At 65.8% G+C, this 13,586-nt stretch carries 15 protein-coding genes and 1 pseudogene; 7 read left to right on the top strand and 9 right to left on the bottom strand.

The features are described 5' to 3' along the window. Positions 1–29 precede the first annotated feature (29 nt). A complete protein-coding gene (locus EN786_RS21395; protein WP_127282484.1) occupies positions 30–1,022 on the bottom strand; it encodes an adenosine kinase in 993 nt (330 codons plus the stop codon). A 277-nt stretch (positions 1,023–1,299) separates the two neighbouring features. Here EN786_RS21395 and EN786_RS21400 point away from each other — a divergent pair, with 277 nt between their 5' ends. Continuing rightward, the gene (locus EN786_RS21400) at positions 1,300–2,202 is read left to right on the top strand and encodes an EamA family transporter (RefSeq protein WP_127282483.1); all 903 of its coding nucleotides are present in this window, start codon (positions 1,300–1,302) and stop codon (positions 2,200–2,202) included. Positions 2,203–2,266: 64 nt separating this feature from the next. Beyond that, the gene (locus EN786_RS21405) at positions 2,267–2,956 is read left to right on the top strand and encodes a sulfate transporter family protein (protein ID WP_127282482.1); all 690 of its coding nucleotides are present in this window, start codon (positions 2,267–2,269) and stop codon (positions 2,954–2,956) included. Positions 2,957–2,969: 13 nt separating this feature from the next. Here the strand turns inward: EN786_RS21405 and EN786_RS21410 are convergent, their stop codons facing one another. The 5 genes from EN786_RS21410 to EN786_RS21430 all read right to left on the bottom strand — a co-directional run bounded on the left by EN786_RS21410 (position 2,970) and on the right by EN786_RS21430 (position 6,456). Beyond that, a complete protein-coding gene (locus EN786_RS21410; protein WP_127282481.1) occupies positions 2,970–3,773 on the bottom strand; it encodes an oxaloacetate decarboxylase in 804 nt (267 codons plus the stop codon). A gap of 78 nt (positions 3,774–3,851) precedes the next feature. Continuing rightward, positions 3,852–4,676 (bottom strand): hypothetical protein, encoded by an 825-nt coding sequence (locus EN786_RS21415; protein WP_127282480.1) that lies wholly within the window; start codon positions 4,674–4,676, stop codon positions 3,852–3,854. A gap of 80 nt (positions 4,677–4,756) precedes the next feature. Then, positions 4,757–5,416 carry an HAD family phosphatase gene (locus EN786_RS21420; protein ID WP_189340635.1) on the bottom strand — a complete coding sequence of 220 codons (660 nt, stop codon included), beginning with the start codon at positions 5,414–5,416 and terminating at the stop codon, positions 4,757–4,759. Continuing rightward, a complete protein-coding gene (dut, locus tag EN786_RS21425; RefSeq protein WP_127311403.1) occupies positions 5,416–5,901 on the bottom strand; it encodes a dUTP diphosphatase in 486 nt (161 codons plus the stop codon). The genes EN786_RS21420 and dut overlap by 1 nt, the downstream gene beginning before the upstream one ends. An 84-nt stretch (positions 5,902–5,985) precedes the next feature. Further along, positions 5,986–6,456 carry an Lrp/AsnC family transcriptional regulator gene (locus tag EN786_RS21430; RefSeq protein ID WP_127311402.1) on the bottom strand — a complete coding sequence of 157 codons (471 nt, stop codon included), beginning with the start codon at positions 6,454–6,456 and terminating at the stop codon, positions 5,986–5,988. Positions 6,457–6,571: 115 nt separating this feature from the next. On the opposite strand from EN786_RS21430, the gene EN786_RS21435 reads away from it, so the two are divergent. The 4 genes and pseudogenes from EN786_RS21435 to EN786_RS21450 all read left to right on the top strand — a co-directional run bounded on the left by EN786_RS21435 (position 6,572) and on the right by EN786_RS21450 (position 10,152). Beyond that, a complete protein-coding gene (locus tag EN786_RS21435) occupies positions 6,572–6,823 on the top strand; it encodes a DUF6356 family protein (protein WP_126056793.1) in 252 nt (83 codons plus the stop codon). Between the two features lie 15 nt (positions 6,824–6,838). Beyond that, a pseudogene (locus EN786_RS21440) lies at positions 6,839–7,635 on the top strand (class II glutamine amidotransferase). Between the two features lie 215 nt (positions 7,636–7,850). After that, positions 7,851–8,645: a class II glutamine amidotransferase gene (locus EN786_RS21445; protein WP_135908828.1), complete on the top strand. Its 795-nt coding sequence runs from the start codon at positions 7,851–7,853 to the stop codon at positions 8,643–8,645. 133 nt (positions 8,646–8,778) lie between these two features. Beyond that, the gene (locus EN786_RS21450; RefSeq protein WP_127311550.1) at positions 8,779–10,152 is read left to right on the top strand and encodes an amidase; all 1,374 of its coding nucleotides are present in this window, start codon (positions 8,779–8,781) and stop codon (positions 10,150–10,152) included. On the opposite strand, the gene EN786_RS21455 is transcribed toward EN786_RS21450, so the two are convergent. The 3 genes from EN786_RS21455 to EN786_RS21465 all read right to left on the bottom strand — a co-directional run bounded on the left by EN786_RS21455 (position 10,146) and on the right by EN786_RS21465 (position 13,107). Further along, on the bottom strand, positions 10,146–11,219 hold the full coding sequence (locus EN786_RS21455) for an FAD-binding oxidoreductase (RefSeq protein WP_127311549.1): 1,074 nt from the start codon (positions 11,217–11,219) through the stop codon (positions 10,146–10,148). The two genes, EN786_RS21450 and EN786_RS21455, sit on opposite strands and share 7 nt — an antisense overlap. A 71-nt stretch (positions 11,220–11,290) precedes the next feature. Further along, on the bottom strand, positions 11,291–12,010 hold the full coding sequence (locus tag EN786_RS21460; protein WP_135908830.1) for a hypothetical protein: 720 nt from the start codon (positions 12,008–12,010) through the stop codon (positions 11,291–11,293). After that, positions 11,986–13,107, bottom strand: coding sequence for a winged helix-turn-helix domain-containing protein (locus EN786_RS21465; protein ID WP_135908832.1), 1,122 nt, complete (start codon positions 13,105–13,107; stop codon positions 11,986–11,988). Before EN786_RS21465 ends, EN786_RS21460 begins: the two co-directional genes overlap by 25 nt. Before the next feature lie 196 nt (positions 13,108–13,303). Here EN786_RS21465 and EN786_RS21470 point away from each other — a divergent pair, with 196 nt between their 5' ends. Beyond that, complete coding sequence (locus EN786_RS21470; RefSeq protein ID WP_127282471.1) at positions 13,304–13,585, top strand: DUF4242 domain-containing protein; 282 nt, start codon at positions 13,304–13,306, stop codon at positions 13,583–13,585. Position 13,586 lies beyond the last annotated feature (1 nt).

Below are 13,586 nucleotides of genomic sequence, written 5' to 3' on the forward strand. Positions count from 1 at the left end.
CTTCTTCCACAAGGGGAGAGCTAAGAGACCTAAAGCAACCCCGCCAGCTGGGCCGCGCTGCGCAAATTCTGCCGCGGCCGCGGCCCGATCTGCTGGATCACCAGCCCGGCCGCCAGCGAGCCGAGGTTGCCGCAATCCTTCAGGCTGCGTCCAGCAGTGTAACCGTAGAGGAAACCGGCGGCATAGAGGTCGCCGGCGCCGGTGGTGTCGACCAGTTCGCGGATCGTCGTTGCCTCGATGGTGACGGTCTCATCGCCGCGCACGATGACCGAGCCCTTTTCCGAGCGGGTGACGGCTGCGATCTTGCAATCCTTGCGGATCGCCGCCAGCGCGTCCTCGAAGGACGAGGTCTGGTAGAGCGATTTGATCTCGTGGCTGTTGGCGAAGACGATGTCGACGGTGCCCGAGCGCATCAGGTCGAGGAACTCGTCGCGGTAGCGGTCGACGCAGAACGAGTCCGACAGCGTCATCGACACTTCGCGTCCGGCTTCATGCGCCAGTTTCGCCGTCTGCCGGATCGCTTCCTTGGCGCGCGGCGGATCCCACAGATAGCCCTCGAAATAGGTAACCTTGGCGCCGGAGGCCTTGTCGGCCTCGACATCCTCGGGACCGAGCTCGACGCAGGCGCCGAGATAGGTGTTCATCGAGCGCTCGCCGTCCGGCGTGACGAAGATCATCGAGCGCGCCGTCGGCGGCTGGCCCTGGAGTGGCTTGGTGTCGAAGGCGACGCCCTGGGCCTGGATGTCGTGGGTGTAGATTTCGCCGAGCGGGTCGTTCGAGACCTTGCCGAAGAAGGCGGCGCGGCCGCCGAAGCTGGCGATGCCCGCCGCCGTGTTGCCGGCGCTGCCGCCGGACGCCTCGATCGCCGGGCCCATGCGGCTGTAGAGCAATTCGGCGCGCCTGGTGTCGATCAGGTTCATCGCGCCCTTGATGATGCCGTTGGTCTCGAGGAAGGCGTCGTCGCACTGGGCGATGATATCGACAATGGCATTGCCGATGCAAAGCACGTCATAATCCGGCATCAATCTCTCCGCCTGGGAACCTGCCGGCTTTCTGCCATGCCGGCCGGGCGCGGGTCTAGCGAGTTGCCGTCCTTTTGCCTACCCCGAAAATCGGCATCGGGTTCCGCCATGCCGGCCAATGGCTGCGCTTATTCGCCGGCTGCTTCAGCCATCGCATCAAACTGGACCATATCGGCCGTGACGATGGCGGCTATGGTTGCATCGGGATCGAAACATTTCCGCCTGGCCGTCGGCTAGAAGCGATCCGATCGAAGTTTCTGAAAAGCGCGAACCGGCAATGCCCGCAAAGACCGACATGACCACCGAACTGGCTCTTCTTGGCGTGCTGGCCGTGCTGTGGGGCGCGTCCTATAGCTTCATCAAGGTCGGCGTCGAGACGATCCCGCCGGTCACCTTCATCGCCGCGCGCACCCTGATCGCCGGCGCCATCCTGCTCGCCATCATCCGCTGGCGCGGTCTCGCCATGCCGAGGGACGCCGCAACCTGGCGTCGCTTCGCCTTCCAGGCCTGCCTGAACAGCGTCGTACCCTTCACCCTGATCGCCGCCGCCGAGCGCTCCATCGATGCCGGCCTCGCCACCATCCTCAACGCCACATCGCCGATCTTCACTTTCCTTCTGACGGCGCTGATCACCCGCCACGAGCCGGTTACGCTGCGCAAGCTGGTCGGCGTCGGCGCCGGTATTGCCGGCATCTGCCTGATCGTCGGCACGGAGGCGCTCGGCGGCCTCGGCCATCAGCTATGGGCGCAGCTTGCCGTCATCGCCGCCACCGTCAGCTATGCGGGCGCCGCAATTTTCGGGCGCAACTTCAGGGGGCTCGACCCGATGCTGCCGGCCGCCGGCTCGATGATCTGCGGCGCCGCGATTTTGATCCCGCTGAGCCTTGTTTTCGACCGGCCGTGGACGCTCTCGCCATCGACGGCATCGATCCTTGCGCTGATTGGACTTTCGGTCTTCTCCACCGCGCTCGCCTTCTCGATCTTCTTCCGCCTCATCCACACGCTTGGCTCGGTCGGCACCACGTCGCAGGCCTATCTGCGCGTGCCGATCGGCGTCGGCATCGGCGCGCTCTTCCTGGGCGAGAGCCTCGGTCCGACGGCCTGGTTCGGCATGGGTTTCGTCGTCGTCGGCGTCGCGGCGATGACCATCCCCGCGCGGCAGAGGAAGCTTGCGCAATAGTTGCGCCGCTCGACAAGGGTGCCTATCTCGGAAGCGTCTTTGTCGATGAGAGGTTGGAGACGCCGTGATCCTCGACGCTGCCCGCGCCGCCGCCAGCCGGCTGTTCTCGCCCGAATTCCGCTCCGTCTTCCTTAAGACATTGGGGCTGACCCTGCTGGCGCTGGTGGCCTTTTGGTTCGGCATCGAGAGCCTGCTCGAATGGCTGGCTTGGCCGTGGCTGCAGGGGCCCGGCCTGCCGTCCTGGGCCGGATGGCTGGGCGCCATTGTCGCCGGCATCCTTCTGGCGATGGGGATGGCTCTTCTTGTCGCGCCGGTGACGGCCGTGATCGCCGGCCTGTTCCTCGACGACATCGCCGAAGTGGTCGAGCGTATCGACTATCCGGATGATCCGCCGGGCCGTCCCGTGCCAGCGCTGCACGCGCTGGTGCTGGCGATAAAATTCTTCGGCGTCGTTGTCCTCGGCAACATAGTCGCCCTGCTGCTGCTCCTGGTGCCGGGCATCAACATCGCCGCCTTCTTCATCGTCAACGGCTACTTGCTCGGGCGCGAGTTCTTCGAATTCGCCGCCATGCGCTTCCGCCCGGAGGCAGAGGCCAAGGCGCTGCGCAGGAAACATGCCGGCACGGTGTTCCTGGCCGGCCTGGTCATTGCCGCCTTCCTCGCCGTGCCGTTGCTCAATCTTTTGACCCCGCTCTTCGCCGCCGCCATGATGGTCAACCTGCACAAGGCGGTATCGGCACGGGAAAAGGCGTAACTCTATCCGGCCGTCAGTCGCCCGGCTTGCCAAACAGCGATTGCAATTTGCCGAACGGCATCGCGGAGCGGGTGAAGCCGAACGTGCCGTCCTGCTGGATCTCGCGCGCCGCCGTCTCCAGCATGCCGAAGGCGAAGTTGGTCAGCCACGGTCCGAGCGAGATGCGCTTGACGCCCGCCTGGGCAAGGTCGGCGGTGGTGAAGCCTGGCCGCGCCATGACGTTGACCGGCTTGTTCACCGACGAGCAGACGATCCGCACCGTCTCGACGTCGCTCAACCCTGGCGCATAGAGCACGTCGGCGCCGGCCTGCTCGAAGGCTTGCAGCCGCTTGATCGTATCGTCGATATCGGTCCGGCCCCACAGGAAATTCTCGGCCCGCGCGGTGAAGACGAAGTCATGCTTCAGCGCCCGCGCCGCCTCGACAGCGGCGGCGACGCGTTCGACCGCGTGCGAAAATTCATAGATGGGCTTTTCCGGATCGCCGGTGTGGTCCTCGATCGAGCAGCCGGCAAGCCCGGCCGCCTCAGCTGCGAAAATGGTCTCGGCGGCCTGTTCCGGGCTGTCGCCCTTGCCGCGCTCGAGGTCGGCCGAGACCGGCAGGCTGGTCGCCGCCGTCACTTCGCGGCAATGATGGATCATCTGGTCGAACGTCACCGCGCCGTCGGGCAGGCCGCGCGAGAAGGCAAAGCCGGCGCTCGTCGTCGCCAGCGCCTTGAAGCCGAAGGAGGCGAGAAGCTTCGTCGTGCCGATATCCCAGGGATTGGGCATGACGAAGGTCGAGGCGTGCAGGTCGCGAAAGATCTTGCCCTTGTCCATGGATGCTTCCCTCCAGACATCGAATTGCCGGGAAAGTCTATCGCGCCGATTTTCGCCGGGCAAACGAATGCGTTTGGCTCAGAAGCGTTTCTCGTTCTCTGCTGACAAACGCTCGAACGCCTTGGAGCCAGGCACGTAGCGCGACGCTTTCTTGCTCCAGCGGTAGGTCACGGAGATCTTGTGCGACGAGGCCTTGGGCTGCCCGCCCTCGCAGTCCTCCCCCGGCACGGTGGCGTCTGTGACCGTCGCCTTGATCGCCGCATAGCGCCGGCCGTCCGCGAGCGTCTTGAAGGCAAGATCCTGCGTCCGCTTGTAGCAGTAGTGTTCATCGAACGTATTGATGGTGTCGACCAGCTCGAAGCGGTCGTTGCGGACCATGAGCAGCAACGTGCTGACATAGCCCTGGTTCGAATTGAAATGCGTGCTGGTGATGACGACGGCGTCATCGCCGGCGCTGATCGAAAGCCTGGCCGGTTCGCGAAAAAACGTGCTCCGATCGGTGGCGACATTGACCGCATCGAGCAGTTTCGGCTTGCTGCCGAGGTCGTAGAGAGCCAGCACAGCGAAACCCTGGGCGCTGTCGGAGGCTTGCCCGAGGTCGAACAGCATCGTCAGCCGCTCCCCGCCGCCGGCTTTGATGTCGAGCACGGCGGCGCTCGACAGGTCGCCGGTCGAAGGTGGCGCCTCGTCATCGGCCTCGCCGCTGATGGGGCGGATCTTGATCGGCGAAGTGCCGGCGAGAACCGGAGCGACCATGTTGGCTAGGTCGAGATAGGTGATGCCGTTATGGCCAGGGACGGCGCTGCTCAGTTCCGGGAAGCTGGCGCTTTGTGCGCCTGCCGCTGCCCACAGCCAGGGCAAGAACAGGCAAGCGAGAATGAAGCGATACAAAATGGAAATCATATGTGCGGGTGCCCCTCGAAAGAGCGCACGCTAGCACGGAGTTTTGCAGCGCACAGCCGGGGGCAAGGTCGAACATAGGCTCAGGGGATCGGCACCAGCCCGGCCAGTTCGCGCATGTCGTCGAACAGGATGCCGCCGGCCTCTTCCAGGCCGTGCGGATCGGAATAGGGGTCCGCGTGATAGGAGAAGACGCGCATGCCGGCGGCGATGCCGGCCTCGGTGCCTGCGACGCTGTCCTCGATGACGATGCAGTCGGCCGGCGCGAAGCCCATGGTCTTTGCCGCGTAGAGGAACAGGTCCGGAAACGGCTTGCCGCGCCCGACCATGGTCGAGGAGAACATGGCGTGCTCGAACAGCGGCAACAGCCCGGTCTGGCCGAGGGTGATGTGCATCTTCGACACCCGCGCCGAGGAGGCGACGCAATAGGCGATGCCGGCGGCCCGCACCTTCTCGACGAAGTCGCGCACATAAGGGATCGCCTCGACGCCATGCGCGAACAGGTCCGGCAGGCCGGCGTTCCAGCGGTCGACGAAATCGACGCCGAGCCTGACCTCGGTCGCCGCTTCGATCTCTTTCTGCACCGAGGCCATGCTGCGGCCGGAGAAGTTCTTGCGGCAATATTCGAAGGTGGTGGCGAAGCCGGCGCCGCTCAGCCACTCGGCGAGGCGCCGGTTGGCAAGGTTCTCGGTGTCGACCAGAACCCCGTCGCAGTCGAAGATGACCAGCTTTGGAACTTGCATCAAGCGGTGCCGGTAGACCCGAAACCGCCGCCGCCGCGCGTCGTGCTGCCAGCCAGGGAACGTTCTTCCACCGCCACCTGCGTCACCGCGGCAAAGACGATCTGGGCGATGCGCATGCCGCGCGTCACCGCGAAGTCCTCGTCGCCGAGATTGACCAGCAGCACCTTCACCTCGCCGCGATAATCGCTGTCGATGGTGCCGGGTGAATTGAGAACGGTAAGGCCGTGTTTGAAGGCAAGACCGGAGCGCGGCCGGACCTGGCCTTCCATGCCTTCCGGAATTTCCGCGATCAGCCCGGTCGGCACCAGCGCGCGTTTTCCGGGCAGGATCAGCAAAGGCCGGTCTTCCGGCACCGCGGCGCGCAAATCCATGCCGGCGGCGCCGGAGCTTTCATAGGCCGGCAGCGGCAGGCCTTCGCCATGCGGAAGCCGGACGAAACCGACGGAGGGGCCGATGACGGAGGAGGGATAGACAGCTGTGCGCATGAGCCCATTCCTATCGGCGCGAGTGCCGGAAAGGTCAACCCGGCAGCAACGCTATCAACGCCTTTCTTTCGAGGCGGTTCCTGCTCAGCGCAGCTCTACCGGTACGACGGTCGTCTCCTTGATCTCCTCCATGACGAAGGAGGCCGAGACATCCGACAACGCCACCTTGGCGATCAGCCGCTGGTAGAGCCGGTCATAGGCCTTCACGTCGGCGACGCGGGCTCTCAGCACATAGTCGAGATCGCCCGACATGCGATAGACGCCGGTGATCTCGGCAAAGCCGGTCACCGCCGCGCGGAATTTCTGCAGCCAGTCCGGATCGTGGTTGGAGGTGCGGACCAGGATGAACACGGAGAGGCCGAGGCCGAGCTTGTCGGCATCGACCAGCGCCACGCGCCCGGTGATGACGCCGTCCTCCTCCAGCCGCTTGACCCGCCGCCAGCAGGCGTTGCGCGACAGCGCCACCCGCTCCGACAGCTGATCGACCGACAACGTGCCGTCGCGTTGCAGCTCCGCCAGCAATCTTCGATCGATTTCATCGATTTCTATGCTCATCTTGGGATGATTGTCCCAAATTGCCGCTCATCGCAAGGACAATTTGGGATCGATGAACCTTTGACCCGTGGCACGATACCCAGCATCGGGGCTCATCCCGGCAGGAGGGATCACCATGACGACGTTTTCGAAGCTGTTCACCTCTCACCCGGCCAAGGTGGGCGAGACCTATTTCAGCCACATGGCCTTCGCCGCCTGGTTCTGCTCGCGCCTGTCGCTGGCCGCGGGCGCAGCGCTCGTTCACGCTTTCTTGCCATTTCTGTTCGAGACTACCGCCAGCCGAATCGTCCGCGAGCTCTATGAGCGGACGCACAACAGAGGCTCACACGCGGTCAAGGAGCCCAAGGCTCTGATGGACCGCGCCTAGCAACGGTGGAATGCGATGTGCCGGTGGGCGGCCTATTTTGGTGAAGCGGTCTCGAAGACATCATCACCGCGCCCTGCCATTCGCTGATCGCCCAGAGCCACTGCGCCCAGGAAGCCAAGTCGCCGACCAATGGCGACGGTTTCGGGCTTGCCTGGTATGGCGACCGGCCCGAGCCCGGCCTCTATCGCGACATCCTGCCGGCCTGGTCGGACCCCAATCTGAAGAGCCTGTGCCGGCAGATCAAGTCCGGCCTGTTCCTCGCCCATGTGCGCGCCTCGACCGGCGGCGCCACCAGCCGCATGAACTGCCATCCCTTCATCTCCGGCCGCTGGTCGTTCATGCACAACGGCCAGATCGGTGGTTTCGAGAAGATCCGTCGCGCGCTGGAGAATTCGCTCTGCGACGCCGTCTTCGACCAGCGCGAGGGCACCACAGATTCCGAGCTCTTTTTTCTCCTGATGATCGACGAGGGTCTGTCCGAAGACCCGCAAGGCGCGGTGTCGCGCGCCACCAGTCGCGTGCTGGAAGCCTCGCGTCGCGCTGGCCTCGAGCCGGCGCTGAAGCTGACGGCTGCTTTCTCCGACGGCCAGGCGCTCCATGCCGTGCGCTACGCCACCGATGATCATGCGCCGACGCTCTACACCTCCGTCTTCCGCAACGGCGCGGGCCGCTGCATCGTTTCCGAACCCTTCGACCGCGACGGCGGCGAGTGGCAGGCGATCCCGCCGTCGAGCTTCGTCACCATGACGGCGGACGGCATGGGCATTCGGCCTTTTGCACCTGCAGCGAACAAGCTGGCGCTGGTCGGCTAAACACGATCTCGATCCGTCGAGACCGGTGCGGTCCGGGCCGGAATCGCCCGGCGATCGCCGCCATCTTTCCGGCCTGCCTTGGGCAAAGGATCAGCAAAACATCAGCGCGACGTAAGGACGCCAAACCGTCCTCCTGTCATCTCTGGCGCCTCACCGGCGGCGAATGGTTTTCATTCGCGGCCCCGGTTGGATGGGCAAAAGAGGATGACGCGACAATGTGCAGATGGGCCGCCTATCTCGGCGAAGCGATATTCCTTGAAGAGATCGTCACCGCACCTTCCCACTCGCTGATCGTTCAGAGCCGCGACGCGCGGGAGGCGAAATCGCCGACCAATGCCGACGGCTTCGGTCTCGCCTGGTATGGCGGGCGGCCCGAGCCTGGGCTCTATCGCGATATTCTGCCGGCCTGGTCAGACCCCAATCTGAAAAGCCTGTGCCAGCAGATCAGATCCGGCCTTTTCCTGGCCCACGTCCGCGCCTCGACCGGTGGCGGCACCAGCCGCATGAACTGCCACCCGTTCATTTCCGGCCGCTGGTCGTTCATGCATAACGGCCAGATCCACAGCTTCGAAAGGATACGCCGCGGACTGGAGAACTCGCTTTCGGACGCCGTCTACGACCGGCGCTCGGGCAGCACCGATTCCGAGCTGTTCTTCCTGCTGATGATCGACGAGGGCCTGTCGCGTGATCCGCATGGCGCGGCAACGCGCGCCGCCAATCGCGTGCTCGACGCCTCGCGCCGCGCCGGTCTGGACCCGGCGCTGAAGCTCACCGCCGCCTTCTCGGACGGCAAGGCACTGCACGCCGTGCGCTACGCCACCGACGATCATGCGCCGACGCTTTACACCTCGGCCTTTGGAAGGGGCCGCTGCATCGTCTCGGAGCCCTTCGACCGCGAAGGCGGCGAGTGGCAGACGATCCCGCCATCGAGCTTCGTCACCATTACACGCGATGGCATGGTCGTTCGGCCCTTTACTCCGGCTCTGGCGGAGCTGGCGCTCGCGAGTTGAACCATCCGGCCGCGCATACCAGCGCAATCCCGATCAAGCGAGGCCGATCCTCGGATGCTGAACTCGGCTTGAAGCCGCGCCACAGTCCGCCATCTTGATCAGCAGGCGCGGCCAGCAAGCCGGAGCATTCGTCATGGACATCGCCTTCGCCTCGACCATAGAGCTCGCCACCGCGATCGCCGCGCGAACAATCTCGGCCGTGGCGGCGCTGGATGCGCATCTTGCGCAGATCGACAGGGGCAACGGGGCGGTCAACGCCATCGTCACCCTCGACAGGGAAGGGGCTCGCGAGCGTGCCAGGCAGGCGGACGTTGCGCTGGCGCGCGGCGACGCGCTTGGGCCGCTGCACGGCGTGCCCTTCACCCTGAAGGATACGCACGACACGACCGGCATGAAGACCACGGTCGGCTTCCCGCCGTTTGCCGACTATGTGGCGAAAAAGGACAGCCCGGTCGTGGCGCGGCTGAAGGCGGCTGGCGCAATACTGATCGGCAAGACCAATGTCGCGACCATGCTCGGCGACTGGCAATCGGACAATCCACTGTTCGGCCGCACCGGCAACCCCTGGAATCTGTCGCGCACCGCCGGCGGCTCCAGCGGCGGCGCGGCGGCGGCGGTTGCAGCGGGCATGACGCCGTTCGAGATCGGCACCGACATGCAGGATTCCATCCGGCTGCCGGCTGCCTTCTGCGGTGTCTACGGTCTGAAGCCGACCGAGCACCGCGTTTCGCTGGCCGGCGCTTTTCCCGATCCGGGCGGGACGGCGCGCAGCGTCCGGCTGATGTCGTGCCTCGGCCCGCTGGCGCGCAGCGCCGAGGACCTGGCACTGATCTACCGGATCATCGCCGGGCCGGACGAAGGCGACACCGACCTTGCGCCGGTGCCGGTCGAGGCTACGGAGACGCCGGACGTCGGCGCGCTGCGCATCGCCGTCGCCACGTCCTTCCCTGGCTTCCCGGTGGCTGGCGAGATCAGCGCCGCCGTCGAAAAGCTTGGCGAGAAGCTCGGATCGGCAGGCGCCATGGTCGAGGAGGCAAAATTGCCCAGGCTCGATCTGCACGATGATCTCGCCGAGGGCGGCGCGCTGATCGGCATGATGCTGGAGGCCGCGCAGCCGGACCCGCCGGAGCAGCCGACGCCCGTCTCGCGCTGGTTCGCGGCGCTCGCCCGCCGCGACCGCTCGATTCTCGCCTGGGACCGGTTCTTCGAAAGCTGCGATGCGCTGCTCTGCCCGGTCGCCATGACCACCGCCTTCCCGCATTGCGCGCCGGGAACGGCGATCGAGGTCAACGGCAGAGAGGAAAACTATTGGATGCTGCCGGCCTATGGCGCGGTGTTCAATTATTCCGGCCATCCGGCGCTGACGATACCCGGCGGGTACGATAGCGAGGGCCTGCCCATCGGCCTGCAGTTGGTCGGCAGGCGATGGTCCGAGACGCGGCTGCTCGGCATCGCGTCAGCGATCGCGCCACTCACTGACGGCTATCGCAGGCCGACCGGCTATTGAGAGAAGCGGCCAAGCCCGTAAGGCTGAAGCAATGGATCGCGCTCGCCGGCCAGGATTTCGCGGGCGGCAAAAAGACCGACCGCCGGCGCCAGCGTGATGCCGGAATGCATAACGGCGACATAGAGCCCGTCCATCCCCTCGGCGCGGCCGATGATCGGGAAGCCGTCGACCGGGGTCGGCCGGTAGCCGACCGTGTGGAAATCGAGCTCCAGCCCCTCGGCGCCGCGCAGCATCGTCTTCGCCGCCTTGAACAGCTCCCGCGCCGTGCCCTCCGCATTCTCGCCCGGATCGGCGCCGCCGAAATCCGAGCCGGCGATGATGCGGCCCTCGGCCGTCTGGCGCATGTGCAGCCGCTCGGCCAGCACCAGCCCGTTGAGCAGCTTCTTGTAAGGGCGCGAATGAACGATCAGGCCGGGCGGTGTTTCGATCGGCAGCTTGACCCCGACTGTTTCGGCGATCCCCGGAGCTCCGGCGCCGGCCGCGATCACCACCTCGTCGGCGGTAAGCTGCTCGCCGGACATCTCCACGCCCGTGACCTTGCCATTGGATCGCACCAGGGCGGTGACGGTCCCGGTTGCCAACTTCGCGCCGCGCCGCTCGGCATCGGCCAGCAGCGCCCTGGTGGCGGCAACCGGCTCGGCGACGCCTTCCTCCGCCACATAGAGCGCAAGCTCCGGAAGCTCGGCAAGATTAGGCTCGATGCGGGCCACCCGGTCGCGGTCGACGCGCTCGATGCCATAGCCCCAGGAGGAATGCTCGGCCGCATAGGCCTCCAGCTCGCCCGCCGGCATGTCCCAGCACAGGCCGCCGCACCAGGCGAGCGGCAGGCCGGGCAGATCCTTCGCCAGCCTTGTCCATTCGGCCATGGCGCGCCGGCGCAGCCGGAAATAGGTCTCGGGGTTGCCCCAGCTGGCATTGATCCAGGCAAACGAATTGGGTGTCGCGACGCCACCCGCGCCGCTATCCGAAATCACCGTCACCCGCGCCCCGGCTCCCGTCAGATGCCAGGCGATCGAGGCACCGATGATGCCGGCGCCGATGACGATGACTTCTTTCGCGCTGCTCATGCCGGGCTCCATTGGGGTTTCCCGTCATGCCATCGCACCGAGCCGACCTCAAGCGAGAAGGCGTCTATGCGCTAGCCAAGCGCCTCTTGCTTGGCGCCGGCGAGCAGCCCTTTCAACTCGTCGTACCGCCGCATGAGGCGCGGCGAGTCGACTTTCTTCGCGACCGCGAGCACCGTGCCGAGCTCCAGCTCCGCGCCGGTGCGGTCACCCAGCCGGATGAGCAGCGCCGCGAGCGAAAGCCTGGCATCCGCGCAGCTGGTCGGCGAGCCGATCTCGGCCCAGCGCGAGCATGCGGTCTGCAGCTCCCACGCCGCTTCCACAAGGCGATCTTCCCGCATGAACAGTTCCGCCTTGGCCTCGGCAGTCAACGCCCGGATCGAGGCCATCGGCCAACGTTGCGGCTCGCTTTCCAGTTCGGCGATCACCTGCTTCGCGCGCTCCAGCCGATCGGTCCGCGCCGCCACCTTGGCGAGCGTGGCAAGGACCATGCCGCGCCGCTGCAGGGTTGGCCAGCGGTTCCCAACCAGGGACCGCTCGAGCGCGCTGAAGGCGGCCTCCGCCTGTCCCTGCTCGAGCTGCAGCAGCGCAAGGCCGGGCTGCGGGTCCCAGCCCGCGGCGTGGGACGCGCGATAGGCTGTTTCGGCCTCGGCGAAATCGCCGGCGGCAAGATGAATGTCACCCAGGACGCGCAGCGCATCGCCAGTGGCCCAAGGCGCGTCGAGCGCAAGCTGGTCGAGCGCGGCACGCACCAGCGTCTCCGCCTCTTTCAGCGTGCCATGGACGCCGAGCACCTCGGCCCGATGCAGCCGGCACGAGCCCGTGAGTTCCTCCAGCCCGTGTCCTCTGCACCAGCCCTCGTAGCTGAGGGTCCATTGGTTGGCTCTCGCCCAGTCGCCGAAATTTCGGCAGGCCCAGAGAATGTTGCAGTAGAGGATACCGCCGACGATCGGGTCGACATCGCTGGAGAGACCAAGCGCTGCGGCAAAATCCTGGTCTTCCTGCCCGGACCTTGTTTCCCCAAGGCAAAGCTTGAAGAAGCCGCGATAGATGAGACCGAGCGACTCGACGACCGGATCCTCGAGCTGCTTGCCGACCTCGAAAGCCTGCTCGGCGAGCGCAGCGCGTGCTCCGGCTCGGCTTCCGCGCCCTTGATGCGCGCGCCCATCCAGCACCAGAGGCCATGCTCCCTGCTCTCGGTGGCGCCATCGATCAACTGCGCGGCACGCTTATGCCAGCCATTGGCGGCGGCAAGCTCTCCTCTCTCCAGATGGATCATGGCAAGGGTGATTGCCGGAGAAGCCGCGCGCAGGCGTTCGCCGGCGACGCCGTACTCCGTCACCGCGCGCGCCAGGAGCGGAATGGCTTCCGCCGGCCGTCGCATGCACTCCAGTGCCAATGCCCATTCTTCGAGATCGGCCGTCAACAACTCGTCGGTGGCGTCTGCTTCGGCGAAGGAGGCCGCGGCCTCACGCCATTTTCTGGCCGCAACGGCCGCGCGTGCCAAAAGGATTGGCGAGCCGGGGCTCGAAGGCTTGCTGACCTCGCCGGCCGGAACGATCTTGTTTTCCGGAGCGGCAGGTGAATCCAGGTAGATCCGGTAGCCAAACCGGGGCAAGTTGCGCAGCGCCGTTTCAATTCCGCCCTGGCGAAGGATGCTGCGAGCGAGACTCGCCACGCGCTGCAGCGAGGCCTCCGTAACCGTGACGCCCGGCCACAGCGTTTCGAGCAGTTCGTCCTTGCTCAGCGCCCGCTCCTGATTTCGCAGCAGCATGGCGAGGAAGTCGAAGACCAGCGGCTGCGCCTCGACCTCCCTGCCGGCGAGGCGAAGGGCGCGGGATTCCTCGTTCAGCTCGAAGTCGCCGAAGCAATAGACCCCCATCGGCAGCATTCCCTCCAACGACAATGGGCAAAGGATCAGGAGAAGATAAGCGCGGCGTAAGGACTGTCGGCCGCCCCTCCTGTCATTCTTCCCGTGCCTGGCGAGCCAAGCGGCACTTTAGCCCAGCAACCCCAGGCATGTCACCGGCAGCGACCTGGTCGGGCCGCCAGCCGGCTTTTGAAGCCAAGATGAGGAGACTACGAAAATGCAGAAGTACATCATCGAACGGGACATTCCCAAGGTCGGCACCTTTGAGCGCGAGCAGCTCCGCGACGCGTCCAAGGCCTCGAACGCCGTCCTCGCCGAACTTGGCCCCGAAATCCAGTGGGTGGAGTCGTTCGTCACCGACGACAAGACCTTCTGCGTCTATCTCGCCAAGGACGAGGCGATCATCCAGCGCCACGCCAAGATGAGCGGCTTCCCGGCCACCAAGATCACGCAGGTGAAGCGCCTGTTCGATCCGACGACGGCGCACGCCAGCGCCTGAC

The sequence above is a fragment of the Mesorhizobium sp. M4B.F.Ca.ET.143.01.1.1 genome (genome assembly GCF_004792275.1).
GTDB lineage: Bacteria > Pseudomonadota > Alphaproteobacteria > Rhizobiales > Rhizobiaceae > Mesorhizobium > Mesorhizobium abyssinicae.

Coding starts and splice junctions, on each gene's coding strand:
- EN786_RS21450 (WP_127311550.1), top strand. CDS start 8,779: ATGGACATCGCCTTCGCCTCGACCATAGAGCTCGCCACCGCGATCGCC.
- EN786_RS21430 (WP_127311402.1), bottom strand. CDS start 6,456: ATGAGCATAGAAATCGATGAAATCGATCGAAGATTGCTGGCGGAGCTG.
- EN786_RS21395 (WP_127282484.1), bottom strand. CDS start 1,022: ATGCCGGATTATGACGTGCTTTGCATCGGCAATGCCATTGTCGATATC.
- EN786_RS21470 (WP_127282471.1), top strand. CDS start 13,304: ATGCAGAAGTACATCATCGAACGGGACATTCCCAAGGTCGGCACCTTT.
- EN786_RS21455 (WP_127311549.1), bottom strand. CDS start 11,219: ATGAGCAGCGCGAAAGAAGTCATCGTCATCGGCGCCGGCATCATCGGT.
- EN786_RS21420 (WP_189340635.1), bottom strand. CDS start 5,416: ATGCAAGTTCCAAAGCTGGTCATCTTCGACTGCGACGGGGTTCTGGTC.
- EN786_RS21400 (WP_127282483.1), top strand. CDS start 1,300: ATGCCCGCAAAGACCGACATGACCACCGAACTGGCTCTTCTTGGCGTG.
- EN786_RS21415 (WP_127282480.1), bottom strand. CDS start 4,676: ATGATTTCCATTTTGTATCGCTTCATTCTCGCTTGCCTGTTCTTGCCC.
- EN786_RS21410 (WP_127282481.1), bottom strand. CDS start 3,773: ATGGACAAGGGCAAGATCTTTCGCGACCTGCACGCCTCGACCTTCGTC.
- dut (WP_127311403.1), bottom strand. CDS start 5,901: ATGCGCACAGCTGTCTATCCCTCCTCCGTCATCGGCCCCTCCGTCGGT.
- EN786_RS21435 (WP_126056793.1), top strand. CDS start 6,572: ATGACGACGTTTTCGAAGCTGTTCACCTCTCACCCGGCCAAGGTGGGC.
- EN786_RS21465 (WP_135908832.1), bottom strand. CDS start 13,107: ATGCTGCCGATGGGGGTCTATTGCTTCGGCGACTTCGAGCTGAACGAG.
- EN786_RS21445 (WP_135908828.1), top strand. CDS start 7,851: ATGTGCAGATGGGCCGCCTATCTCGGCGAAGCGATATTCCTTGAAGAG.